Raw genomic sequence first — 25,435 nt, 5'->3', positions numbered from 1 at the left:
CTATAGATTTAGCGTTGGTGCAACTGCGGCAGCGACTTGAGCATCGGTTGCATTGATCGGCAACGTAAACGAGCGATATTGGTCACCAGCCAAGCTGAGCGAACGGTCAATCTCTGCCAAACAATGCATGACCTGCCCTTCCAGAATAAAAGAGAGCTCAATTTCTTTTGATGAGATAAAGCCGCTGTTACGGAACTCTAGCTCTTGATAAATACCAGAGCGAGAGGCAAACGAGCCACCGCGCAAAAAGCCTTTTTCAACATCGGCTTTAACCATAGTGAAGCCAGCTTGCTCGATCGCTTGAATAACCCGAGATGCTACTGGTAGTGGTTTCACTTCAATATAGTCACGGTCACGCGGGTCAATCGCAAAATCAATATCTAACGTCGTCTCGACCCAAACATGACATTGATTCTTAAGTGCGCTAACCGCAGTAATTGGCGTTTCATCATGCAGTTTTAGCTCAAACGGAACCTGCTTTTCTTCATTAGGTTGAATCACAAAAGGGTCAACTGCTTTCAATTGATCAATAGTGAAGGTTTGGTAACTTACGCTATCATCCACTTCGACTTTCATTTCCGTGTTCAATTTAATCGTAATAGCATCAATTTGTTGTTCGACGTCTCCGCCTTTGATATGAACATGCCCTTTCAGCGTCGCTCCTTGAAACACGCTCATTTCGTCCAAAATGGTATCTACTTTTGCAGAGCCGATCCCCAGTGATGCTTTCAATTTTTTAAACATATTTTTCCTTTTTTAGCGACTTTTCTTCTAATGATCGTTTGTTTACACAATTGTTTTCTGCTGTGCAAGCAATAGACCACAAGAAAATGTTTGAATTCAATCATCAATCCAAATAATGCTCAGCAGCAAGAGTCATTCAGCCCTGCAATAGGATTGTTCGGTCACTAAGCTGCACATTCGTCGAGAAATGTTTGCAATTTGTACCTAAATTAAGCAGTATTTGTATAGTCAAATAAAGGAAAATGATTATGTCTGCACCACTCTACATTCAAATTAAACAATTTATCCTGGATAAAATTGAGGCTGGAGAGTGGGTAGTTGGTCATCGCATCGCCACCGAGATTGAGCTTACCGAGCAATTTGGTGTCAGTAGAATGACAGTGAACAAAGCAATTCGGGATTTAGTTAATGAGGGCCGATTACAACGTCGCCCACGCTTAGGCACGTTCGTGTGTGATCCTGGTGAAAAGTCAGAATCTCCCCTGCTAGACATTCGAAACATTGCCGAAGAAGTCAGCGATAGAGGGCGAAAGTATGGCAGTAAAGTGCTCAAACAGATTGCCATAAAAGCAGATGACAACATTGCGACAAAACTCGGCGTTATGCTAGGCACGACAGTGTTTTACAGTGAAATTATTCACTATGAAGACCAAACGCCGATTCAATTGGAGCTCCGCTGGGTGAATAGCCAATATGCTCCGAGTTATTTAAATCAAGACTTCACACAAATCACTCCAAATCAATACCTGTCAAATAATTGCCCACTCAGCGCGATAGAACATACTGTAGAGGCAATTGTGCCTGAAAGCCGTATTAAGCAAGACTTAAAAATGCAAGCCAATGAACCTTGCCTTCTCTTGAATCGCAGAACGTGGAGCCAAGATAAATTAGTCAGTACCGCCCTACTTTATCACCCTGGTAGCAAATATAAGCTGAGCTCAAAAGTGCTCATTTAAGGACAAGATTTGTCCTCTAGATCTACGTTTTGATCACATTTTAGCAACATCAATCTTGTCAGTGTTCTTATTTTGCTCTATTTATTTGTATATACATTTAATGATACAAATAAACACAGGGACACAAACATGGATTTGCTGATTGAAAACGCACGTCTAGTTACCATGCAATCGGGAGAATGCGGATACCTTCCAACGCCTCCAGCGCGCATTGGTATTAAATCTGGAAAAATCGTTGCGATCAGTACTTGTGCCATTGGTGAAGACGCACCGCAAACCGAGTCTCTGCTGTCTGCCCAACATTACGCTCAGAGTATCGACCTTCAAGGCAAGTTAGTTCTGCCAGGTTTGATCGACTGCCACACTCATCTTGTTTACGCGGGCAATCGTGCCAACGAATTTGAAATGCGCTTAAACGGCGTGCCATATCAAGAAATTTCCAAACAAGGCGGTGGGATACTTTCAACGGTGCATGCGACGCGTTCAGCAACCGAAGCGCAATTAGTTGAGTTAGCGTTACCACGTTTAGATGGGTTACTCGCGAGTGGCGTCACTTCTGTCGAGGTGAAATCTGGCTATGGATTGACACTGAATGATGAAATAAAAATGCTCCGTGCCGCCAAAATGCTGGAGCAAGAGCGCAAAGTTAAAATCACGACTACACTTCTCGCCGCTCACGCCATTCCGCCAGAGTTCCAAGGTCGTGCAGATGATTATATTGAGCACATTTGTCAGGACATAATCCCTGTTGTCGCAAAGGAAGAATTAGCTACGAGTGTCGATGTTTTTTGTGAATCGATTGGTTTCAATCTTGAACAAACAGAAAAAGTGTTTGTAGCTGCAAAACGCCACGGCTTAAAGGTTAAAGGGCATACTGAGCAACTTTCTAATCTCGGTGGTACAGCCCTCACTGCGCAATACAAAGGTCTGTCAGCGGATCACATCGAGTTTTTAGATGAGCAAGGTGTTAAAGCACTTGCTCGATCAAACACCGTCGCCACTCTATTGCCTGGCGCTTTTTATTTTCTAAGAGAAACTCAGTTACCACCGATTGAGTTGTTGAGAGAGCATAACGTGCCGATGGCAATTGCTACGGACGTCAACCCAGGTACATCACCATTTTCTGATCTCACACTCATGCTGAATATGGCGTGCACGCTATTTCGCCTTACACCGCAAGAAGCACTGCGTGGTGTAACGCAACATGCAGCCAAAGCTCTGGGTTATCAAAACTCACGTGGCGAAATCAAAGTAGGGTTTGATGCGGACTTCTCTATATGGGATATCGAAAGCCCTGCGGATTTAAGCTATCAAGTCGGAGCAAAACGTCTGGTAGGTCGTATAGTGAATGGTGAATACATTTCACACGGAGGCCAATAATATGTCTCAATTCGACCTACACTCTCCCCTATTTCATTGGCAAGGCCGTCATGATGCCGAGGACGGCAAGCTTGGTCAGCGAATTCATCACGTTGTTCAACGCCAAAAAGCAGATGAGTTGAGTGCCGTTGCGCATGGCGTCTCATTACTCGGTTTTGCTACCGACGCTGGCGTTGCGAGAAACAAAGGACGCATTGGCGCGAAAAAAGCGCCAGACTTAATCCGACGAGCACTCGCTAATTTAGCATGGCACCAAGACGCCCCACTATATGACTTAGGTACTGTGGTGTGTGAAGACGACTTACTGGAAGAGAGCCAAGCTCTATGTGCAGCAACCATTTCAAGCGCACTGCCCCATACACCAGTCATCGTGCTGGGTGGTGGGCATGAGATTGCGTGGGCCTCGTTTTCCGGCTTAGCGGAATATTTTAAAGCGCACCATCCAGAGAAGAAGCCTAAAATCGGCATTATCAATTTCGATGCGCATTTCGATTTGCGCGCATTCGAGAGTAACCTCGCCGACATAAGACCGAGCTCTGGTACACCCTTCAACCAAATTTACCATTTTTGTCAACGTAACGATTGGGACTTTCATTACGCTTGTATTGGTGTAAGCCGCAGTAGCAACACTAAAGCGCTATTTGAAAAAGCAGATGCGTTAAATGTTTGGTATGTAGAGGACAATCAGCTCTGCTACTTAAACCACAGTTATCACTTAACTCAGCTTCAGCATTTTATTGACGACTGTGACTACCTCTATTTGACTATTGATCTGGATGTATTCCCTGCTGCAACCGCACCTGGAGTCAGCGCACCAGCAGCTCGGGGAGTGAGTTACGACACAATTGCCCCCTTTTTAGATCGAATTCTTCATTACAAAAATAAGTTAATGCTGGCTGATATCGCCGAATACAACCCAAATTATGACGTCGATAGTCAAACAGCACGATTAGCTGCCCGTTTGTGTTGGGATATCGCCAACGCAATGGCGGAAAAACAGCACAAACCATAATGCATCCCAGATGCCACTGATTATTACGACCAAGCAAGTACTTGGTCATCACGAGAAACTAAAGGAGTCTGAAATGACACAGCGCCAGGGACAAGATCCACGACTTGATACAAGCAGAACAATTCGTGCACCTCACGGAGATAAACTGCGCGCAAAATCTTGGCTAACCGAAGCCCCTCTTCGTATGCTGATGAACAACCTTGATCCTGATGTTGCAGAACATCCACATTCACTGGTTGTATATGGCGGCATTGGCCGAGCAGCGCGAAACTGGGAATGTTACGACAAGATTGTTGAAGTACTTGAAAGACTCGAAGATGACCAAACGCTTTTAGTTCAATCAGGCAAGCCTGTTGGTGTTTTCCCTACTCATAAAAATGCTCCACGCGTGCTTATCGCAAACTCAAACCTTGTTCCGCATTGGGCAAACTGGGAACACTTCAACGAGCTCGATAAACAAGGCTTGATGATGTACGGCCAAATGACCGCTGGCAGCTGGATATACATTGGCTCGCAAGGTATCGTACAAGGCACATACGAAACGTTCGTATCTGTTGCAAAAAAACACTTTGGCGGCGAAGCAAAGGGCCGTTGGATTCTAACAGGTGGTCTCGGTGGCATGGGTGGTGCTCAACCTCTCGCTGGTACAATGGCGGGCTTCTCCATGATTGCAGTAGAGTGTGATGAATCACGTATCGATTACCGCCTACGTACAGGCTATGTCGATAAGAAAGCGACTTCTTTAGATGAAGCGCTAGCTATCATTAAAGAGTCAGACACACCAATATCGGTTGGCCTACTAGGTAATGCAGCAGACGTTTTCTCTGAGCTGGTAGAACGTAATATCACGCCTGATGTCGTAACAGACCAAACGTCTGCACACGACCCGCTCAATGGCTATTTACCACAAGGCTGGAGCATGTCTCACGCAGCAGAAATGCGTTTGCAAGATGAAGCAATGGTCGTAAAAGCCGCGAAAAAATCCATGGCTGTGCAAGTTCAAGCGATGTTAGAGCTGCAAAATCGCGGCGCCGCAACACTCGACTATGGCAACAACATCCGCCAGATGGCCTTGGAAGAAGGCATAGAAAACGCATTTGATTTCCCTGGCTTCGTTCCAGCCTACATTCGTCCTCTATTCTGTGAAGGTATCGGTCCTTTCCGTTGGGCTGCTCTCTCTGGCGATCCTGAGGACATTTATAAAACCGACCAAAAAGTAAAAGAGCTAATTCCAGATAATCCGCACTTACATAACTGGCTAGATATGGCTCGCGAACGCATCCAGTTCCAAGGTTTACCTGCGCGTATTTGCTGGGTTGGTCTTAAAGATCGTGAGCGTCTTGGTCAAGCATTCAACGAAATGGTGAAAAATGGCGAACTTAAAGCGCCCGTTGTCATTGGTCGAGATCACTTAGACTCTGGCTCTGTAGCAAGCCCGAACCGTGAAACCGAAGGTATGATGGACGGTTCTGACGCCGTATCAGACTGGCCATTATTAAACGCGCTACTCAACACGGCGGGCGGCGCAACTTGGGTTTCACTGCACCACGGCGGTGGCGTAGGTATGGGCTTCTCGCAACACTCAGGTATGGTTATCTGCTGTGACGGCAGTGAAGATGCCTCAGAACGTATTGCCCGCGTGCTGCATAACGACCCAGCAACTGGTGTCATGCGTCATGCTGATGCGGGATACGATATCGCTAAACAATGTGCAGCAGAGCAAGGGCTAGATTTGCCAATGCTCAACGAAGAACTGAAGAAGCTCAAGTAAGGATGAAAGAGATGTTAAATTTAACGCTAAAGCCAGGTCATATTAGCTTAAACGAACTACGCCAAGTGAGCCGTTCACCAGTCAACCTTACTTTGGATCCTGAAGCCATTCCGGCCATTGAAGAAAGCACACAGGTCGTAGACCGAGTCATCGCGGAAGATCGAACGGTTTACGGAATTAACACTGGTTTTGGGCTATTGGCTAACACACGAATAGCACCAGAAGATTTAGAAACACTGCAACGCAGTATCGTTCTTTCTCATGCGGCAGGTATCGGTGAGTTTATGTCAGATGAAACGGTTCGTCTGATGATGGTATTAAAAATCAATAGTCTGTCTCGTGGCTTTTCTGGGATTCGCCTAAAAGTCATTAATATGCTGACCGACCTAGTCAACGCACAAGTTTACCCTTGCGTACCTAAAAAGGGCTCTGTTGGCGCATCAGGTGACTTAGCTCCTCTAGCCCATATGAGCACAGTATTACTGGGAGAAGGGCAAGCTCGCCACAACGGTAATATCATTTCCGGGCAAGAAGCATTAAAAATCGCAGGTCTAGAGCCTATCACTCTGGCGCCAAAAGAAGGCTTAGCGCTACTAAATGGGACTCAGGCATCCACAGCGTTCGCATTGGAAGGCCTGTTTATCGCGGAAGACCTTTTCGCGTCAGCAACCGTTTGTGGTGCAATGTCTGTTGAAGCCGCTCTCGGCAGCCGACGTCCATTCGATCCGCGCATTCACCGTGTACGTGGTCATCGCAGCCAAATGGACGCAGCACTCGCATACCGTCATTTGTTGGACACATCGAGTGAAATAGGTGATTCGCACACTAACTGTGAAAAAGTACAAGACCCGTATTCTTTGCGCTGTCAGCCTCAAGTGATGGGTGCGTGTTTACAGCAAATCCGCAATGCGGCGGAAGTATTGCAAGTAGAAGCGAACTCCGTATCAGATAATCCGTTGGTGTTTGCTGAAGATGGTGACATCATCTCTGGCGGTAACTTCCACGCGGAGCCTGTTGCAATGGCAGCCGACAACCTAGCACTTGCGATTGCCGAGATCGGCAGCTTGTCTGAACGTCGTATGGCATTACTTATCGATAGCGCGCTATCAAAACTACCACCGTTCTTAGTCGACAATGGTGGTGTGAACTCTGGTTTCATGATTGCTCAGGTGACTTCTGCTGCGTTAGCAAGTGAAAACAAAACACTCGCTCACCCAGCGTCAGTAGACAGCTTGCCAACATCTGCAAACCAAGAAGATCACGTGTCAATGGCAACATTCGCGGCTCGCAGATTGAAAGAAATGGGCGAAAACACTCGCGGTATTCTGGCGGTAGAATACCTCTCAGCAGCACAAGGCCTAGACTTTAGAGCACCAAACAAGTCCTCTGAGCGTATTGAGATTGCGAAACAAATGTTGCGTGAAAAAGTATCGTTCTACGATAAAGATCGCTACTTTGCTCCAGACATTGAACAGGCAAATACTCTGCTTAAGCTGGCTATCCACAACACGCTCATGCCAGAGAGCTTGTTACCAAGTGTTCAATAACCAAGCATAACTGGCATTTCATCGAATAAACAGATAATGACTTGAAGGCTCTACGTTCAGCGTGGAGCCTTTTTACATACGATTAAACATGTTGATTGCACTATTTATGAACGCCTGTCTACTTTGATGGCTATACTTTAAAAGATAGGCGAGCGAAAAGGTCGTTGTTTATTGTTTTCACAAATAAAAGCGTTGCTAAAGTATGCGTTTTTAACGGTTTATCCGCCGAAATAGTGTCTTATTGTTAGGATACGGTGAAGTTTTCACTGGATGGACCATTGCTACGCAGATATTCGCATATAATCCCACACAGTTTTGGTTACTACGTAAAAATTATGTTTCTAACACCTTATTTTTCAAACACTAATCACCAGTTTCAGTTCACTCGCGAACAAGCAAGCCACTTTGCAAAACGTGTCGCAGGTGACTACAACCCAATTCATGATGAAGAAAACAAACGCTTTTGTGTCCCTGGAGATTTACTTTTCGCTGTGCTTCTTAGTAAAGAAGGCGTTAGCCAAAAGATGCGTTTTAACTTCTCTGGCATGGTAAACGATGGTGTAGCACTTCATATTGAAAATAAGTGTGACAAAGAAAGCGCTGTTGTTGACGAGGCAGGTAAAGAATACTTACACATGTCCCGTGAAGGTGAAACTAACCACGATCCGGCATTTATTGAGCATGTAGTGACAAATTACGTGCAATTTTCTGGTATGAACTTCCCTCACATCATGGTTCCTCTTATGGAAGAGAAGCAAATGATGATTAACTGCCAGCGTCCATTAGTTATTTATGAAAGCATGGAAGTCGAATTTTCACGCTTAGACCTTACGCATCCAGAGGTGGATTTCACTGGCGCAACATTCGACGTAGAAGGAAAACGAGGTGTAGTCACCTTAAACTTTGCGTTCAAAGAAGACGGTGAAGTCGTTGGCAAAGGTATTAAGCGCATGGTTGCAAGTGGCTTGAAACCATATGACCAAGAAGCGGTTGACGACCTTGTACGCCGCTTTAATGAACGTAAGGATGCATTCCTAGCAAAGTTCGTTAAGGCAGCCTAGTCGACTGCCCTATCAGAAGCGCACAAAAAACGTGTTTACTAAAAGAAAGCCCAACATCGACCGTTGGGCTTTCTTTTTATGTCTCATCCAAACAAAACTAAACGCAATGCTTAGAGCCAACGACGAACATGGTTTTTATAATCCACATACTCTTCACCAAACAATCGCTCTAAAACGCGTTCCTCAGGCTTGATTTGAAACCGATTCATATAACTGACAAATATCACGCCACAAAGCACCACACTCAAGTGCTGCCACCACAAACCAGTTGCTATGATTAGAAGCAATAATGCCGTGTACATAGGGTTGCGTGAAAAGGCAAACACACCAGTTCTTACAACAGAAGATGCCGCTTCAGGTTTTACTGGGTTCACTGTGGTTTTTACTTTGCGAAATTCATACACGCCAGCAATGCCCATGTAGCCAGACAACAAAGTTAATACACCTACTACAAATTCAACAAAGGGTACTCGAATGTTCATGCTCGGCGTCAAAACTTTAAGTCCGTACATCAAAAGTATGACTAGCAAAAACACCACAACAGGTGGGACTTTGAGTTCAAGTTTTCTCAAGATTCATATCCTTTGAAAGGGTCTAAATACGGTTTCTAAAAAGCCCAGTAAAACTGGGCTTGATTTAGTCCGATTACAACAAAGTTAACAATGCCTGAACGGGATGCTTGGGCTTCGTTCCTTCAAAGCGTTTAACTTGGCTGCGGCAAGAATAGCCTGTAATCAAACATCTCTCGTTATCCAACTTATCTAAGCTTGGCTTCCAGCTTAAATTGTAAATATCTTTCGACATCGACAACTTATCAACCTCATGACCAAACGTACCCGCCATACCACAACAACCAACAGGTACCGTATTCAAAACTGCACCAAAGTGAGCAAAAATAGCGCCCCACTCTTTTTCCGCATTTGGCATTTTGGTTTTTTCAGTACAGTGCGCAAACAGATACCAAGGTTCCTGCGCCTTATGCTCTCCGCTTTCAAACGCTTCTAGTCTTGGGTAAAGCCATTCGTGGGCTGTTAGTACATCGAAATTACCTCGCTTACTGCCAAGCACTTCAGCGTATTCATCTCGATAACACAGCACCAAAGCAGGATCGACGCCAACTAATGGGATATCCAAATCCGCTACCATCGCCAAGAACTTCGCTGTGTCGGCTGCTGTGTCCTTAAACTGACGTAAAAACCCTTTAATGTGTTGTGCTTTACCATTCGGCTTAAACGGCAGAAGCACCGGATTCATGCCCAGCTTTTTCAATAACTTAACGAAGTCTTCAACGACATCAGCGTCGTAGTAGCTAGTGAATGGGTCTTGAACAATTAAAACATGCTTGCTCTTTTCAGACGAAGACAAACCACTGAGCGCTTGCAGATCATAAGGCGTTGTCAGCGACTCTACTCGTTGTTTCAAGGTGGGTACTGATAACAACGGCGCATCGACATACCCGACCGTAGATGCCGTTAAACTTTTCACCCACGACTGCTTCAAAACACCATTTACGACACCTGGCGCTTTTGCCATCATCGGCAGCATAGTCTCAATGTTCGCAACCAGATAGTCTTTTGCAGGACGTTGATAACGAGAGTGATAGATGTTTAAAAAACGTGAGCGAAAGCTCGGAACATCGACTTTAATCGGACACTGACTCGCACACGCTTTACACGCCAAACAACCATTCATCGCTTCATACACTTCGTGAGAGAAGTCATACTCGTGACGACGATTGATAGAATGACGTACGCGGTCAATCATGGTTTTGATTGATGTTTTGTTTTCTAGTGTTTGCTTTTCTAAGTCAAGAATATCAATGCCTTGCTCAGTAAGCTGACGCAACCACTCGCGAACCAAACCCGCACGACCTTTCGGTGAATGACGACGATCGGCTGTTACTTTCATCGATGGACACATTGGCGAGCTGGTATCATAGTTAAAACACAAACCGTTACCGTTACATTCCATCGCTTGTTTAAAGCTGTCACGTACTTGAACGTCAATCTGACGGTCATAGTAACCACGTTTGGTATCGGTAACTTTGACAAGCTCTGCATCACTATCCAGCGGTGTACAGATTTTGCCCGGGTTCATTTTGTTGTGTGGATCGAATGCCGCTTTCACACGTCTCAGTTCAGTAAACAACTCGTCGCCGAAAAACTCAGGGCCATATTCTGAACGGAAACCTTTGCCGTGTTCACCCCACATCAAACCGCCGTATTTCGCCACCAGCTTGACCACTTCATCAGAAACTTCGTGCATCAATGCTTCTTGGTGCGGGTCACACAAATCCAACGCAGGACGTACGTGAAGCACCCCAGCATCGACGTGACCAAACATGCCGTAATTCAGAGACTTGCTGTCTAACAGTTCTCGAAACTCTACAATGAAGTCCGCCAGGTTTTCTGGTGGCACACAGGTATCTTCAGCGAATGCGACCGGTTTAGCACGACCTTTTGCTGCGCCTAACAAACCCACCGCTTTTTTACGCATGTTGTAAATACGCCCAATGCTAGCTACATCGTTACAAACTTGGTAGCCGATAATGCCCGCTTCTTCTGTTTCCAACATGGTATCGAGCTTGGCGGTCAATGCTGCAACCTGAGCAGCAACTTCCTCTTCGTCCTGACCTGCGTATTCCACCATATTGATGCCAAGCATCTCTTTATTTGGAACATCGGTAAGTAAATCGCTCACGGTGTGCCAAACGATATCTTGCTTCGCGAGATTAAGCACTTTCGAGTCAACGGTTTCTACAGATAGCGCTTTCGCTTCGACCATCAACGGTGCATTACGCAGCGCAGAGTCAAAGCTGTTGTATTTAACGTTAACCAAAGTACGTGCTTTCGGAATTGGCGTTAGATTTAGCTTCGCTTCGGTAATAAATGCCAATGAACCTTCCGCGCCGCAAAGTACTCGTGTGATATCGAAACGGTCACCGTCTTCATTCAAGGCATTTTTTAAATCGTAGCCCGTTAAAAATCGGTTAAGAGGAGGAAACTTATCTACGATCTGCTGGCGTTTTTCACGACATACGGATTCCGTTACACGTAGCGCCTTGGCAGCAAACTCGCCTTCTTTTGGGTAACCATGAGACAAGTCCGACTCTAAAATTGAACCATCAGCAAACACCGCTTGTAGCGACAAAACATGATCGGATGTTTTTCCGTATTTCAGAGAACCTTGACCAGAAGCATCGGTGTTGACCATGCCGCCAATCGTTGCACGGTTACTGGTAGATAAGTCTGGAGAGAAGAAGTAGCCATAAGGGCGAACAGCGTCATTTAACTGGTCTTTCACTACACCAGTTTGTACACGAACCCAGCCTTCTTTCTCATTAATCTCAAGCACTTTGTTCATGTGGCGAGACATATCCACCACAATACCTTTGGTTAGCGACTGACCATTGGTCCCTGTGCCGCCACCACGAGGTGAAAAGGTAATTCGTTCGTACTTTTCTTTATTGCTCAGTTTCCCGAGGAGAGAAACATCTTCTGTCGTTTTGGGATGAACGACAGACTGAGGAAGTTGCTGGTAAACACTGTTGTCAGTGGCAACCGCTAGTCGGCTTGAATATTGGCTTTCGATATCACCAGTGAATCCGGCATGCTCAAGCTCTTTCAGAAAACTAAGAACAAGAGGATCGACATCAGTTTGCGAGTGTAATCTTGGTAACATTTGCTTCCTGCCCCTACGACGCTGATCCGATCAGCTGCGGGTTGTGTAATTATTTGCTCACTTCTCATACAAATTGGCGCTAAGCGAAAAAAACACCACAAAAGAGTTAGTGAAGTAATATTCTTTGAATTTCGTCACTTTACAACATTTAAAAAGACGAGCAAATCAGAATCTCGATACAATAATTAAACTTATGCTTTATTTTTTCACGCTTGATGCCTTACATTGGGGAACGAATCGCGTTTCTAGATGAGTTTTCAGAATGAAAAAAAATAAAATTGTGACCACTGAAGATATCCTTCTCAAACTTTGCCAGTCTGTTTCTGGCGTACTTACTTCGGCGACATCTTCTCAAGTAAATTATTCAGCAATGGTGCAAAAAATCCACAAGACTAGCCTCAAACCAGATTTTGGCTGTTTTGTTCTGTTTGATGGCGGATTTACCGGGCTAGTTGTGATTAATTTTACGGCAAAAGCCGCACTGGAGATCTACACTAACTACATGCGTAATATGGGCATGCCAGAAGAAGAACTGGCAATATCTCATACTTCTGACGAGGTAGGCGATGTTCTGGGTGAACTCATGAATCAACTGGTCGGAGACTTCACTAATAAAATTCGTAAAGACCTGCAAACGAACATCACACAAAACCAACCAAAAATGCTGGCGCTGAATAAGCAAGTTATCTTACAAGTTGATACCAACCTTGACCGCCCTCAAGCGCGCAGAGTGACGTTCTCCACCGAAAACAACAATATTTTCTATCTCGAGCTAGCAATGGATAAAACTGAGTTCATCCAACTGGAAGAGTTTGAAGTTGCTGAAGACGAAAACCCAGACGACATTTTAGAGGCAACACGTAAACAGTTGGCTGAGAAAGAATCTAAATCGTCGGGATCAAACGATGATGCCGATGACTTGCTCAACCAGCTCGGGTTGTAATTCTAACGAATCTTAATGAAGAATGGCTTCTTAGACACAAGTACGGCTTCATACTGATTACGACGAACTAAAACGCCAGCCTCGCTTAATGCGAGGCTTCTTTTTATGTGCAGAAATTATCTTCAGTCCCACCTTGTATTTCGTTTTTATGTCAAAAAAGGTAATATGTCTGACTTCATAAATTTTCTGCTTTCGTTACTGGTTGTCGATGGATAAACAAAAAGCTCTGAAAAAAATCGCCAAGTGCTTAGAACTGGGCAATTCCGCTAATGTTAATGAGGCTGCCAATGCTATCAAAATGGCACATCGCCTCATGCTTAAATATGGTCTCGATAAAGACGATATTGAGTTCATCAGAATGGGAAAAACACAATCTTCTCATCTGCTACCAGCGAACATCAGTTCTACCATATTGCGAGTGATTCGCGGCATTAACACAAAATTCGGTGTCGAAGCAGTATTGTTGAATCACAAAGGGCTCAAACGTGTCGAATTTATCGGTGAAGCAGATCGCGCTATTTTTGCTGCATTTGCTTTCGATATTGTTTATCGCGAGATGAACGAAAGTACCGGACAATTCCGAAACAGCTTTGCTGGCACCGGCACCTCTTCTCAGGAAGTGACTCGCCGTGTGAACTCATTTGTATCTGGCTGGGTGGAAGGCGCGATTGAAAAATTGCCAATTATTTCTCCAGATGAAGAGTCGGCCAATAAAATTAATGACTATATTGATAAAGAATTCCAAAACATTGACCGCGAAACGTTCAAGAAGCAATTGAAAGAAGCGATGAAAAACCTAACTGAAGACTACGAAGTAGGCTTAAAGAAAGGTAGAAAGGTTTCAGTTAACCGTGGAGTGGGCGGCGAACAAGCACGCAAAATGTTGGGCGATTCATCGAAATAGCCAGAATAGTAAAGGATTCACATAAGCAGCAATGACTTCGATGTCGATGGGGCTTACTTTGAGAGCTTTGGCAGTATTGATAGGAATTTTCTTACAGAAACTCTTATCAATCTTACTTTCTCATAACAAATATCAATGCTTGTTTATTCATAATTCGCATCCCATTATGAGGCATGGTTTCGCCTCAGTTTTATACGGAGATTTTCCCTTGAAAAAGATGCCTATTGCACTAGCTCTAGTGCTAGCTCTTACTGGCTGTCAAGCCACTCAACGCCAAAATGCAACAACGGGTGAATACGAAACTAACTCCACCACGCAAGGCGCGCTTATTGGTGCGATCGCTGGCGCAGCAATCGGCCTAGCAACGGGTGATGATGCTAAAGAACGTCGTCAGCATGCACTCATTGGTGCAGCCGCAGGCGGAGCGACTGGCGCTGGCGTTGGTTACTACTTTGACCAACAAGAAGCGGAATTACGTCGCGCTTTGCTAAACTCTGGCGTACAAGTTCAGCGTGTTGGTGAAAATCAGCTTTTACTGCGTATGGAAAACGGTATCGGCTTCTCTTCAAGCTCTTACCAGCTTGATGCTAGTATCCATAACACTCTACGCGGTGTTGCTCGCATCCTAGTTGAGTACCCAGATACCAGTCTCGTTATTGACGGTTACACGGATAGCACAGGTAGTGAGTCATACAACCAAACGTTGTCAGAGCGCCGTGCAGAGTCCGTACGTCAATTCCTAGTATCTCAAAACGTTGCACCTGGTCGTGCAATTGCACGCGGCTACGGCGAACGTAACCCAATTTGCTCAAACCAAACTTCTGAAGGTCGTGCGTGCAACCGTCGTGTTGAAATCCAGATCTTGCCACTGAAGTAATTTGGTTGCACCATAACGGTAATAATAAAAAATTACCGGAGCAGGCCTAACCATTATCGTTAGGCCTGACATATTAATGTCTGTCAAAACGTCTGCCCTACTCTGCTTATTTAGCCTCAGCTTTTCTGGCTACTCACTTGCCTCTCAAGCTCCAAATGACCCCATCGAACAATACGAGTACGCACAACAATTATTGGCATCAAACGAAGCTGAAGCCTCACCAGAAACGCGCTACTGGCTAGAGCAATCCGCCAACCAAGGTTACCTCCCTGCACAAAAACAGCTCGCGAACGACTTTGCTAAAGGGATAAATGGCGAAAAAAATGAAACACAAGCGTTATATTGGCTAACCTCTATCGCACTCAATGACCCAACCGATCGTGGCTTTCTTCTCGCCGATTTTATTCAGCGCAATCCAGATAAGGTCACAACTTCTCAATTGACTGAAGCCTTGTATCAAATGGCTTCTCAGCATAATCCAGCAGCAGAACAAGCTTATAATCAACTGTTAGAGCAGCGCTTCAACCAACTGCGAGCTAAACAAGTCTCGCAAATAAAGTCGCTCGATAAAAAGGCTGAGCAAGCACAGGAAGAGAAAAGCACAGTTGCAAACCCCAAAGTAGAACACTCGCAGTTTTTATGGCTGATCTGGCTAGCGGCGATACTCATCATCAGCGGCTTAAGTTTTCTCGTAATCAAGAAACTTAAGCAGAATAGAAAAGCGCTTGAAGCCAAAGAGGAAAGCCAAAATCAACGAATGGCGAAAAAAATAAAAGAGCTAGAGTTTACGAACAAGCAACTGAAACGCCAGCTAGAGAAAGTATTCAAAGAATTTAAGAAATCCAAAACCCAGGCAGAGAACCATAAGCTAAGCGTCGCGTGTGCTATGTTTGGCTACACACCACAACACATCCCTGATTTACAAGCAATCAAGCTACGCTATAGACAGCTATCAAAGCTTTATCATCCTGACACAAGAGGCAGTGAAGAAGAAATGAAGCGACTCAATCATGCCTTTAAGCTCGTCTCACAAAATGTTACAAAACAGTAAAAATAGGTCAGAATACTTTGGCTAGCATGCTTTTAGACCTATATAATCAAGCGCCGCAATCGATCTCCCTCTCAAACAAATTAACAGACATTTAACTTAAGTCGCGCTTTTATGCCATAATGCCCGGCGCAAAATAACACCTAACGACTCAAATTAATCTAGGTGGGGAGAAAATCAATGTTCACTGAAGAAGGCACCTGTGATTGGTGTAAAAAACCTAGCCTTGTAACTCGTCACGATTATTTAGATGGCAAGCACCACTACTCATGTAAAGCTTGCTACGATATGGCGAAAATCGACGTGCGCCTATTTAACCAAGGCGAATTACAAATGCGCGAACGCTTGCAACGAGCGAGCTAAGCAAGACGGAATCAACGGAACTGATTTTCAAAGGCGCCTTTTAAGGCGCTTTTTTGATCGGCCAAGCCCTATTTCCAATCTCTATCTCGTATTCCCTCCTATCTTACATAGCACGTCGCATCGGTTATCAGCCCTCTCCCACTGTATACAAACCATTGTCCGTGAAAAACACCTGTATATACAGTAGTAAACCCCTGTATGTCTCTCGTCCAGTTTTCTACTCACCTCACATTTTTAAATTGATGTTAGACATATCAAAAATGAAAAACAACCACATAAATTCAATTACTTAGAATCAAATCCTTTTATTTCCTTCTCAAAAAACCGCAAATAACTTTTGAGAAACTGGTTGATCAGGTCACCAAAACAAACTACTGTATACACATACAGCATGTATAAAGGAACAGTAAGATGCAGTTACAAAGTCAATCTCATACATACTCTCGTTACAACGTATTGGCACAAGCAACTAAGCCCATGGCCGTTTCGGATCAGCTTCTATCTAAGCTGGCTGTTTTATCGCAGCAGAAACAATGGATTTTGTTTACAGCAGACTGCCCTCGTCCAGACTTTGAACAACTCACTGCTTCTAATATTTGCTGTAAAAACGTTATTCAAATGAAGCCCTCTCAACAGCTTTCAGAAGTCGAGATCGTGATCAAAGCCATCCGATCAGGCAATGCCAGTGCTGTTGTTGCATCAAATAAAATTGCACTTATGAATCAATCTATGTTGCGCGACATGGCGCAGCGCTATCAGTGTGAAGTCTTTTTCGTCGAAGGCAGAGTTAATAAGTACCACTAATAAGTTCGACGTTATCCATCCTGCATCTCGCCTCCTTTTTAAGGGGGCATTTTTTTGTATTAAAGAAAACAAGCAAACGTTTGCTTTTTCTCTGGCGAGTTAAAATAGTTCTGGTATGATGCCCACATTCGATTTATTCAGCGCCCACATTTTGCTGAATATCTTCTCTTTCTGACGTTTGATTAAGATGATAGGAATGTCGCAATGAGCCTTGCTAATCAAGTACTTGCCGTCAATGACGACCTGCCAATTCGCACCCATAAACCCGTTCATAGTGGAAAAGTTCGTTCAGTTTACTGGTTAACTGAAGAAGACAGCGCCCGACTGATCAAAGAAAAAGGATACGATGTCGCTCCAGATGCGCCTTTGGCTATCATGGTGATTAGCGACCGAATCTCTGCATTCGATTGTATTTGGCATGCTGAAGGTGGTCTTAATGGTGTCCCGGGTAAAGGGGCTGCGCTTAATGCGATTTCTAATCACTGGTTCAAACTGTTCAAAGAAAATGGCTTAGCAGATAGCCATATTCTAGACATTCCTCACCCTTTTGTTTGGATTGTACAAAAAGCCAAACCGGTAAAAATCGAAGCCATCTGCCGCAAATACATCACGGGTTCGATGTGGCGCGCTTACGCAAATGGCGAGCGCGAGTTTTGTGGAATCCAACTTCCTGAAGGGTTAGGAAAAGACAAAGCACTGCCAGAGTTGCTAATGACCCCATCCACAAAAGGCATTCTAAAAGGCATTCCCGGTGTGCCAGAAGCGGATGACGTAAATATTACTCGTCAAAACATCGTAGACAACTACGAAGCATTTAACTTCTCAAGCGCTGACGATATCGCACTCTACGAAAAATTGCTGAAAGAAGGCTTTAACGTTATCAGCCAAGCGTTAGAAGAAATCGACCAAATCTTTGTCGATACCAAATTCGAATTTGGTTATGTTCATGATGCTGCTGGCAATGAAAAGCTGATTTACATGGATGAAGTGGGTACACCAGACTCGTCTCGTATATGGGATGCTAAAGAGTACCAAGCAGGTCACATCGTAGAGAACTCAAAAGAAGGTTTCCGCCAGTTCCTACTTAACCACTTCCCTGACCCAGATATCTTGCTAAACAAAGAACGTATGCCAGAGCGTGAAGCACTCGCTCGTGATAATGCTTTACCCGTCGAATCTTTGATGGCGATTTCGAGCACCTACATTGGTATTGCCGAGAAGATTACAGGCAAGCCGATTCATTTGAGTGAGAATCCGAAAGCGGAAATCATCGAAGTTCTGAGCAAAGAATACGGATTGATTGACTAGCACTGTCGCTAGATTGCTAAACGCTTTCCAATAAAAAGTCCGCACTAGCTTGCGGACTTTTTTCATATTAGGTTCAGTTTAGCTGATGTTTAACGTAGTGCCATCTGTTGTAAAGGCTGACTTAGTCGTCACCTGATATGTTTTGTCTTTAATCGTTGATACGAAATACCAGGTCGACTCTGCCTTGTCGGGCGTAAAAGTAACGCGCATAAAGCCACGCTGTTTGATGTCTGCCCACTGTAATTCTGACACTAAGTGCGGCAGCGTGTATTCCATTTGAGCGATCGCAACAGGGTCTAACGCGAGGTAGGCCTCTAACCCAGGGGAACTCACAGAGCTAGTCGCAAACTCTACCCCGATAGGATGCTTAGATATGTCTTTAAGCTCACTTGCCCATGCGTTGTGCGTATCTCCTGCCAAGCAGACAAAGTTACCACTGCTGGCTTTGGCCAGTTGATAAACTTTCTCTCGCTCAACGTAGTAACCATCCCATGCATCTAGGTTATATGGCAAAGCAATGGTATCTAAACTTGGGTCAGAGAGATAACCCGTAATCGCAGAGTTTACCGCTAATAACGCCTCTGTTTTTTGTTCTTCAGTGGCAGTAAACAATTGAAACATCGCGGTCATAACCGAACTTGGCAACTCCATACGAGACATTAACACTTGTTGCCCTAGCACATTCCAAGTTGCGTCGTGCGTACTGAACGCATCCATCAGCCAAGCGAGTTGGTCACCGCCTAACAGCTCTCGGTCTTGACTGCGCGACTGAGCAACTAAACCGCCAATCGCTTCCATCGTTGGTGAGCTGAGCGAGAAATAATCCAACGGTTTATCACGCCCCACAAGTCGCGTGTCGAGCATCATCAAATTGACTAAACTTCCAAACGAAAACTGACGGTAAATCAGCATGTTTGAGAAAGTGTTTTCACGAACGGGCAACCATTCTGTCCACGCGGCAGCCGCAGCTGCACGACGATCATTAAAACTGCCTTCCTCTTCTTGATGGTTTTCCGCACCATTTTTCCAACTATCATTTGCAAGCTCATGGTCATCCCAGACTGCAATCATTGGTAGGCTCGCATGTAACGCTTGCAGATCAGCATCTTGGCGATATTGCGCATACCGTTTTCGGTAATCATCTAAGGTAATGCATTCAGTGCCTTTGCTTGGTTCTCGCCCTAGTGCCTCAGCATCTTCACTAGCGTAGCCACCAGCCCCATACTCATAAATGTAATCACCGAGATGAAGTACCACATCAAACGGGTCTTGCTCATGTTGATTTAAGATCTCTCGATACACATGGAAATAACCAGCAGGATAGTTTGCGCAAGAAACAACGGCCATGGATGCCTTTTCTACACCACCCTCTGGTAATGTTTGAGTTTGCCCGACTTCGCTAGTGACATCTCCAACCATGAATCGATAGTAGTAGCGAGAATTTGCGTTGAGGTTTTGAACATCAACTTTTACCGTGAAATCTCGGCTCGTGTCTGTGGCAAAAGTGCCACTTTGCACGATATCAGTAAAATTTTCGTTAGATGAAACTTGCCAGCTTACATCTGCGTAGCTCGCTGAGGTTGTAACACGAGTCCAAATGATTACTTGTGTTTGAGTAGGATCTCCACTCGCCACTCCGTGCTCAAAGGTAACCGCAACAGATTCACTAGCATCGCTACCACAGCCCACCAGCCCGGTAACAATCGCCGTTGAAGAGGCAGCTTTCATAAAGTCTCGACGAGACAAAGACATATTGACTTCCTTTCTTATTGTGTTTGTTTTTATGCCCAAATGACGTGGTGACTCAATCATCCTTGTGTGCCAATAAGGGACGTTAATTCGAACTTACAGTACCAACCACTTAGTCGGTAATTTGTCCTAAAAACACAAAGTTAGAAGCTAGTTATGACAATTGCATTTCCAAACGTTACATTTTTGTTAATTTAAGTGCAAATACTCTATATTCATCACACTTCCAAGACCTGTGACAAAAACCTCAAAATAAAAAAGCGACCTACTTTGAGGTCGCTTTTCATTGCACTATTGTTAAGTGGTACATCGATGAAGTGGAAATGCTCAGCCTAAAACTTGATGTTAAGGACATCTTGTTCTGACGTATCCACCTTCAACTGACTGCGAGATTCTATGTACTCGATTTGCTGAACATCGAGCGAATATGGCATAACGACTCGCAATTCATTGATCCCTTCATGTTTAGCTAGCTGGGTTAAGCGGACCAAATTGGATTCATCACTTTTACGAGAAGACATCGATTTTAATGCGGCATCCCACAACCGATCTTCAGGCTTGCGCAATTCCGCAATGTTCTGTTTCCACATCAAACCGAAAATAGGCGCGATGGTGGCAAATGCCTCTAAAAAGGTCCATTTTTTACTACCTGTCGCTCCTAAAAAGCTAGTGTAGTCGAATTCAATGCACGTCTTTCCTTGTTGATCCATTCTATGCCCCCGACACTCGAAAATGAGATATACCAAATATCGTTCAACTGCTTTGATATAGCAATGGGATATAAAACATTCGTCTTTTATGCCCTAATTTACATACAAAAGGAAATATTAAAACCAGCTTTGTAACAACTGATGTACAGCTTCGCCATATATAAGCATTCAATTGATTAATATTTCAATTAAGAAACTAAAAACAACACGCAAGTAACGCTATCAATATGAAATTATTATAGATTCACCAAGAAAATATCAATTCTTGTCACAACGTCATCCGCCGACCTACTTTACATCAATCACTCGACTGGCCTTTTTATACTGTATCTTCCAACCAGCCCAACGTGGCAGCTCCCAACGCTTCGGGTCTCCCTTACGGTTTCCCTCTCGATAAACGACCTGTACTAGCTTGCGAGACGCGTAATACTCAACATCCAGTTGGAGTTCTGGCAGCGAAAGTTCTAAAGGGTACTGCTCCGTGAAATCGTCGTATTCCCATTCTGGAACACCGTTAAATGTTAAGTCTTCCGGTTCAAACAACGCCATATCATCGACATTTTCAACGCCTAATGTTTCCAACTGATCCTTTAACCAGCTAGAAAATGTCAAGGAGGCCAAGTCGTTAACCTCTTCTCCTTCGACATTAAGTCCCAATGCGTTGTAGAGTTTCCAGTGTTGGATTTGTTGTTTTCTTTGAGAAGCAAATCCTGGTAACAGTGTCTCGTCTTCTATCATTTCGACAATAGACTGAACAGCAACATCACCTTTTAACGCTTGATGTTCAGTACAGATTGTTCGTCCGGCGTAGACCAAATGCATCGTTGCTCTTGGGGTCTCCTCTTCATAATTCGTCTCACCTTGTTGCCACTCCCCTAGCTCAAGTTCGCGTAATAATGTCAGCGGGATAGGCATCATAACCGATGCGAGGTTCAGTGTTTGCTTAACGCCTCGTCCTGGCACGCTATGGCTATCTAGCACGATGGCCGCTTCTTCTTTATCAGGAAAGCGGCTGTGACGCCCAACCAGCATCTCGACTACGCCATTTCCTAGAGCATCCCTTCGACGAGCTCGTCGGACAAACACAAGCTCAGGGTGCAATGAGGCGATGGAGAAAAAGAGCGCTTCACGTTTATATCGAGAGGCAACGTCAAGTTCCGGTAATTCAAATACTTCTCGCATTTGTTTCGCTAAACCTTGTGCCTCTTCGAGTGCGCTGGCATCAATGACAATGCCCGGAAGTCGCTCCCCTCGAACCAAACGGATCAGCAAAGAGGCATCACATCCGTATGGCTCCTCTTGAGATAGAAGCTCAGCAACTTTACCACTTTGTCGCTGATAGAGCTGCGCAGGCACAGATAAGGCGGCAGCCAAATCAATCATTGCTTCCTTCTCTGGCTTCGCTTGAATTCTGGTAACGAGATCGGCAAACAGTGCATCAATAGGTAGTGGATATACTTTTCTCCCGTGCTGCGTGACATTGCCATCCTCATCAATCGCTTCCATAGATAACAACGTCGAATGAGATGCCTCTAGCGACTTTGGGGGAATTGAGTCGAGAAAATCGAGTGTTGAGAGACGGTACCCACAACAAGCCGCTGCCAGCATGGGCTCGACGAGCTCTTCTCTGTGTAATTCTGGAGGTGTCACCAACTCTAAAGGCGCGTGCTCACCATATAGACGAATACAAGCCCCTTCGGTAACGCGACCTGCTCGCCCCATTCGCTGCGCGGCACTGGCCTTAGAAATGTTGGTTAATGTCAGTGCTGTACGTCCATTTCGTTGTACAGTTCTGCGCTCTAAACCACTATCGATTACCACACGGATATTAGGAATGGTCAGAGAGGTTTCCGCGACGTTGGTTGCCAATACGACTTTCCGTTGCTTTTGTACCGTCAGCGCACGATGTCGTTCTTCATCACTGACCGAGGCATGAAGTTTAACCACCATGACATCACTGCTGCTTTGTAGCATCTGCGCGCATTGGGCGATCTCTTTACGTCCTGGGAGAAAAACAAGAATATCGCCATCTTCATCTTCCAGTGCTTCTTTTACCGATCCGACAACCTCCTGTTCACATCCCTTCTTGTTCGGTAAATAGCGGCTGTCTGTGGAACGATGTGTCACCGTGACTGGAAAGCAACGTCCCTCCGAACGCAGACGCTTAGCATTCAGGTAACGAGCAAGCTTTTCGCCTTCTAAGGTAGCAGAAGTGACGATCAATCGATGTTGATTTTCTTGCTTCAAAATGGCGGTTAATAGATCAATATCCCAGCGTCGCTCGTGAAATTCGTCCACTATCACGACATCAAAGTCTGCTAGCTTGTTTTCCGAAAACCAACGCAGTGCAACCCCCGGAGTCACAAATACAACTTCGGTTTTTTCATCAAAGTAGGCATGAAGCTTGATCGCGTAACCGACTTTGCGACCTATTGGCTCTCCAGATTGCTCCGCAAGAAATTCAGCCAGCGAGGTACAAGCAATTCGACGTGGTTCAATAACCAGAACGCGTCCGTGTTTTGCCGCCCACATGGGCAAGCGGGTAGATTTACCCGACCCGGTTTCGGCTTCCACCACCAGATGGTTAAGGCTTACATGATGGTCAAACTCGGCTTGCAGGCTGTCGATAGGTAGTTGAAACATAGAAATTGGATTTGATTTGATGATGCAAAACATTATACCCAAGTAAAAAAATCCTGCTTTAGTTATCTCTAAACAACCAATATTGCCGATATTTTCGTCGGTATCTGAATTTTTTTGCGACATTACATTGATGTGCATCAACGCATGTTTACAACTAAATAGTGAACCCGTTAAAATTTGGTGCGCATCCTTCAACCCTACATAAGGCACCCAATGAACAACGATAAACGCCCACTATATATTCCATATGCGGGTCCGGCTCTTTTAGCAACCCCTCTTTTGAACAAAGGCAGTGCATTCTCTGCTGAAGAACGTAGTTCATTCAACTTAGAAGGTCTGCTTCCAGAGTCGACCGAAACTATCCAAGAGCAGGTGGAACGTGCCTACCAGCAATACAAAAGTTTCGAAAGCGATATGGATAAACACATTTATCTGCGTAATATCCAAGACACCAACGAAACATTGTATTACCGCCTAGTGCAAAATCACATTTCTGAGATGATGCCTATCATCTACACGCCGACTGTTGGCGCAGCATGTGAAAACTTCTCTAACATTTACCGTCGTGGTCGCGGTCTGTTCATTTCATACCCGAACCGTGACCGTATTGACGACTTGCTGAACAACGCAGCAAACCACAACGTTAAAGTGATTGTTGTGACAGATGGCGAACGTATCCTTGGCTTGGGTGACCAAGGTATCGGCGGCATGGGTATTCCAATCGGTAAACTGTCACTATATACCGCATGTGGTGGTATCAGCCCTGCTTACACGCTACCAATCGTTCTTGATGTGGGTACCAATAACCCGCAACGCTTAGCTGATCCGATGTACATGGGTTGGCGTCATCCTCGTATTACGGGTGCAGAATACGATGCATTTGTAGAAGAGTTTATCCAAGCGGTACAGCGCCGTTGGCCTGATGCTTTGATCCAGTTCGAAGACTTTGCTCAGAAAAATGCGATGCCTCTTCTAGAGCGTTACAAAGACCGCGTGTGTTGCTTCAATGATGATATTCAGGGTACTGCAGCTGTTACTGTTGGTTCCCTACTTGCAGCTTGTAAAGCAGCAGGAACTCAGCTTTCTAAACAACGTATTACCTTCCTAGGGGCAGGGTCTGCTGGTTGTGGTATCGCAGAAGCGATCATCGCACAAATGGTATCGGAAGGAATTTCTGACGAGCAAGCTCGCTCACAAGTTTACATGGTTGACCGTTGGGGTCTGTTACAAGAAGGCATGCCTAACCTTCTTGATTTCCAACAACGCTTGGTGCAAAAGCATACCAATACGAAAGAGTGGGAAAATGAAGGAAATGGCTTCTCACTACTCGATGTTATGCGTAACGCCAAGCCAACGGTACTAATTGGTGTTTCTGGTGCTCCTGGCCTATTTAGCCAAGAAGTCATCGAAGAAATGCATAAACACTGTAAGCGTCCGATTGTCTTCCCACTGTCGAACCCAACAAGCCGCGTGGAAGCGACACCGAACGACATCATTCGTTGGACAAATGGTGAAGCACTGGTTGCAACAGGTAGCCCATTTGAGCCAGTGGTTCATGAAGGTCGCACTTACCCTATTGCACAATGTAACAACAGCTACATCTTCCCAGGCATTGGCCTTGGTGTACTTGCTGTCAATGCAAAACGTGTCACTGACGAGATGCTAATGGAATCAAGCCGCGCGCTCGCAACATGTTCTCCTCTAGCAATCAACGGTCGTGGGGCACTACTTCCACCACTGGAAGAGATCCACTTAGTATCGAAAAAAATCGCATTTGCCGTTGGTAAAAAGGCAATTGAACAAGGTGTCGCATTAGAAATTACTGATGAAGCATTGAACGTGGCGATTGAACAGTCGTTCTGGCAACCTGTTTATCGCCGCTACAAGCGCACTGCGTTCTAAGCTTGAGACAATTCGTTTAATAATTAGCCCCT

The 25,435-nt window shown here is 44.9% G+C and carries 20 protein-coding genes; 14 read left to right on the top strand and 6 right to left on the bottom strand.

Going from position 1 to position 25,435, the window contains the following annotated elements:
* Complete coding sequence (locus R7044_RS04950) at positions 1 to 744, bottom strand: sporulation protein (RefSeq protein WP_017821818.1); 744 nt, start codon at positions 742 to 744, stop codon at positions 1 to 3.
* Between the two features lie 248 nt (positions 745 to 992).
* Here R7044_RS04950 and hutC point away from each other — a divergent pair, with 248 nt between their 5' ends.
* From hutC to R7044_RS04920, 6 genes are all read left to right on the top strand, one after another.
* A complete protein-coding gene (gene hutC / locus R7044_RS04945; RefSeq protein ID WP_115385887.1) occupies positions 993 to 1,700 on the top strand; it encodes a histidine utilization repressor in 708 nt (235 codons plus the stop codon).
* Between the two features lie 129 nt (positions 1,701 to 1,829).
* Positions 1,830 to 3,080 carry an imidazolonepropionase gene (gene hutI, locus R7044_RS04940; protein ID WP_017821817.1) on the top strand — a complete coding sequence of 417 codons (1,251 nt, stop codon included), beginning with the start codon at positions 1,830 to 1,832 and terminating at the stop codon, positions 3,078 to 3,080.
* 1 nt (position 3,081) lies between these two features.
* A complete protein-coding gene (gene hutG, locus R7044_RS04935) occupies positions 3,082 to 4,092 on the top strand; it encodes a formimidoylglutamase (protein ID WP_017821816.1) in 1,011 nt (336 codons plus the stop codon).
* Between the two features lie 73 nt (positions 4,093 to 4,165).
* Complete coding sequence (gene hutU / locus R7044_RS04930) at positions 4,166 to 5,863, top strand: urocanate hydratase (RefSeq protein WP_225455387.1); 1,698 nt, start codon at positions 4,166 to 4,168, stop codon at positions 5,861 to 5,863.
* An 11-nt stretch (positions 5,864 to 5,874) separates the two neighbouring features.
* A complete protein-coding gene (gene hutH / locus R7044_RS04925) occupies positions 5,875 to 7,410 on the top strand; it encodes a histidine ammonia-lyase (RefSeq protein WP_017634855.1) in 1,536 nt (511 codons plus the stop codon).
* A gap of 335 nt (positions 7,411 to 7,745) precedes the next feature.
* Positions 7,746 to 8,471, top strand: coding sequence for a DUF3581 domain-containing protein (locus tag R7044_RS04920; protein ID WP_137281889.1), 726 nt, complete (start codon positions 7,746 to 7,748; stop codon positions 8,469 to 8,471).
* 110 nt (positions 8,472 to 8,581) lie between these two features.
* Here the strand turns inward: R7044_RS04920 and R7044_RS04915 are convergent, their stop codons facing one another.
* Both R7044_RS04915 and R7044_RS04910 read right to left on the bottom strand, forming a co-directional pair.
* Positions 8,582 to 9,043 (bottom strand): methyltransferase family protein, encoded by a 462-nt coding sequence (locus tag R7044_RS04915; protein ID WP_005377951.1) that lies wholly within the window; start codon positions 9,041 to 9,043, stop codon positions 8,582 to 8,584.
* Positions 9,044 to 9,116: 73 nt separating this feature from the next.
* On the bottom strand, positions 9,117 to 12,152 hold the full coding sequence (locus tag R7044_RS04910) for an FAD-binding and (Fe-S)-binding domain-containing protein (protein ID WP_225455386.1): 3,036 nt from the start codon (positions 12,150 to 12,152) through the stop codon (positions 9,117 to 9,119).
* 262 nt (positions 12,153 to 12,414) lie between these two features.
* On the opposite strand from R7044_RS04910, the gene R7044_RS04905 reads away from it, so the two are divergent.
* From R7044_RS04905 to R7044_RS04875, 7 genes are all read left to right on the top strand, one after another.
* Positions 12,415 to 13,095, top strand: a complete 681-nt coding sequence (locus tag R7044_RS04905; RefSeq protein WP_005388843.1) for a DUF3334 family protein — start codon at positions 12,415 to 12,417, stop codon at positions 13,093 to 13,095.
* 208 nt (positions 13,096 to 13,303) lie between these two features.
* On the top strand, positions 13,304 to 13,999 hold the full coding sequence (locus R7044_RS04900) for a DUF2786 domain-containing protein (protein WP_005377954.1): 696 nt from the start codon (positions 13,304 to 13,306) through the stop codon (positions 13,997 to 13,999).
* A gap of 217 nt (positions 14,000 to 14,216) precedes the next feature.
* Positions 14,217 to 14,876: an OmpA family protein gene (locus tag R7044_RS04895; RefSeq protein ID WP_005377956.1), complete on the top strand. Its 660-nt coding sequence runs from the start codon at positions 14,217 to 14,219 to the stop codon at positions 14,874 to 14,876.
* A 76-nt stretch (positions 14,877 to 14,952) separates the two neighbouring features.
* Complete coding sequence (locus R7044_RS04890) at positions 14,953 to 15,927, top strand: molecular chaperone DnaJ (protein WP_017634859.1); 975 nt, start codon at positions 14,953 to 14,955, stop codon at positions 15,925 to 15,927.
* A gap of 177 nt (positions 15,928 to 16,104) precedes the next feature.
* Complete coding sequence (locus tag R7044_RS04885) at positions 16,105 to 16,287, top strand: hypothetical protein (RefSeq protein WP_005377960.1); 183 nt, start codon at positions 16,105 to 16,107, stop codon at positions 16,285 to 16,287.
* 411 nt (positions 16,288 to 16,698) lie between these two features.
* Positions 16,699 to 17,091, top strand: a complete 393-nt coding sequence (locus R7044_RS04880) for a SulA-like leucine-rich domain-containing protein (RefSeq protein ID WP_005377962.1) — start codon at positions 16,699 to 16,701, stop codon at positions 17,089 to 17,091.
* Between the two features lie 204 nt (positions 17,092 to 17,295).
* Positions 17,296 to 18,399, top strand: a complete 1,104-nt coding sequence (locus tag R7044_RS04875; protein ID WP_085569567.1) for a phosphoribosylaminoimidazolesuccinocarboxamide synthase — start codon at positions 17,296 to 17,298, stop codon at positions 18,397 to 18,399.
* Between the two features lie 78 nt (positions 18,400 to 18,477).
* On the opposite strand, the gene R7044_RS04870 is transcribed toward R7044_RS04875, so the two are convergent.
* The 3 genes from R7044_RS04870 to R7044_RS04860 all read right to left on the bottom strand — a co-directional run bounded on the left by R7044_RS04870 (position 18,478) and on the right by R7044_RS04860 (position 23,501).
* Positions 18,478 to 20,151, bottom strand: a complete 1,674-nt coding sequence (locus R7044_RS04870; protein ID WP_225455385.1) for an alkaline phosphatase D family protein — start codon at positions 20,149 to 20,151, stop codon at positions 18,478 to 18,480.
* 329 nt (positions 20,152 to 20,480) lie between these two features.
* Positions 20,481 to 20,858 carry a hypothetical protein gene (locus R7044_RS04865; RefSeq protein WP_005388859.1) on the bottom strand — a complete coding sequence of 126 codons (378 nt, stop codon included), beginning with the start codon at positions 20,856 to 20,858 and terminating at the stop codon, positions 20,481 to 20,483.
* A 288-nt stretch (positions 20,859 to 21,146) separates the two neighbouring features.
* Positions 21,147 to 23,501, bottom strand: a complete 2,355-nt coding sequence (locus R7044_RS04860; RefSeq protein WP_225455384.1) for a helicase-related protein — start codon at positions 23,499 to 23,501, stop codon at positions 21,147 to 21,149.
* A 213-nt stretch (positions 23,502 to 23,714) separates the two neighbouring features.
* Here R7044_RS04860 and R7044_RS04855 point away from each other — a divergent pair, with 213 nt between their 5' ends.
* Entirely contained in the window at positions 23,715 to 25,403 is a 1,689-nt protein-coding gene (locus tag R7044_RS04855; RefSeq protein WP_005377977.1) for an NAD-dependent malic enzyme, read from the top strand.
* Positions 25,404 to 25,435 lie beyond the last annotated feature (32 nt).

The organism is Vibrio sp. 1402 (genome assembly GCF_033340275.1).
The sequence above is the reverse complement of the archived record's forward strand: the minus strand, read 5'-3'. Positions and strand labels throughout refer to the sequence as shown.

Bases quoted from the DNA above. Each gene is read 5' to 3' on its own strand.
- R7044_RS04950 (WP_017821818.1), bottom strand. From the start codon at position 744: ATGTTTAAAAAATTGAAAGCATCACTGGGGATCGGCTCTGCAAAAGTA.
- hutC (WP_115385887.1), top strand. From the start codon at position 993: ATGTCTGCACCACTCTACATTCAAATTAAACAATTTATCCTGGATAAA.
- hutI (WP_017821817.1), top strand. From the start codon at position 1,830: ATGGATTTGCTGATTGAAAACGCACGTCTAGTTACCATGCAATCGGGA.
- hutG (WP_017821816.1), top strand. From the start codon at position 3,082: ATGTCTCAATTCGACCTACACTCTCCCCTATTTCATTGGCAAGGCCGT.
- hutU (WP_225455387.1), top strand. From the start codon at position 4,166: ATGACACAGCGCCAGGGACAAGATCCACGACTTGATACAAGCAGAACA.
- hutH (WP_017634855.1), top strand. From the start codon at position 5,875: ATGTTAAATTTAACGCTAAAGCCAGGTCATATTAGCTTAAACGAACTA.
- R7044_RS04920 (WP_137281889.1), top strand. From the start codon at position 7,746: ATGTTTCTAACACCTTATTTTTCAAACACTAATCACCAGTTTCAGTTC.
- R7044_RS04910 (WP_225455386.1), bottom strand. From the start codon at position 12,152: ATGTTACCAAGATTACACTCGCAAACTGATGTCGATCCTCTTGTTCTT.
- R7044_RS04905 (WP_005388843.1), top strand. From the start codon at position 12,415: ATGAAAAAAAATAAAATTGTGACCACTGAAGATATCCTTCTCAAACTT.
- R7044_RS04900 (WP_005377954.1), top strand. From the start codon at position 13,304: ATGGATAAACAAAAAGCTCTGAAAAAAATCGCCAAGTGCTTAGAACTG.
- R7044_RS04895 (WP_005377956.1), top strand. From the start codon at position 14,217: ATGCCTATTGCACTAGCTCTAGTGCTAGCTCTTACTGGCTGTCAAGCC.
- R7044_RS04890 (WP_017634859.1), top strand. From the start codon at position 14,953: ATGTCTGTCAAAACGTCTGCCCTACTCTGCTTATTTAGCCTCAGCTTT.
- R7044_RS04885 (WP_005377960.1), top strand. From the start codon at position 16,105: ATGTTCACTGAAGAAGGCACCTGTGATTGGTGTAAAAAACCTAGCCTT.
- R7044_RS04880 (WP_005377962.1), top strand. From the start codon at position 16,699: ATGCAGTTACAAAGTCAATCTCATACATACTCTCGTTACAACGTATTG.
- R7044_RS04875 (WP_085569567.1), top strand. From the start codon at position 17,296: ATGAGCCTTGCTAATCAAGTACTTGCCGTCAATGACGACCTGCCAATT.
- R7044_RS04870 (WP_225455385.1), bottom strand. From the start codon at position 20,151: ATGTCTTTGTCTCGTCGAGACTTTATGAAAGCTGCCTCTTCAACGGCG.
- R7044_RS04865 (WP_005388859.1), bottom strand. From the start codon at position 20,858: ATGGATCAACAAGGAAAGACGTGCATTGAATTCGACTACACTAGCTTT.
- R7044_RS04860 (WP_225455384.1), bottom strand. From the start codon at position 23,501: ATGTTTCAACTACCTATCGACAGCCTGCAAGCCGAGTTTGACCATCAT.
- R7044_RS04855 (WP_005377977.1), top strand. From the start codon at position 23,715: ATGAACAACGATAAACGCCCACTATATATTCCATATGCGGGTCCGGCT.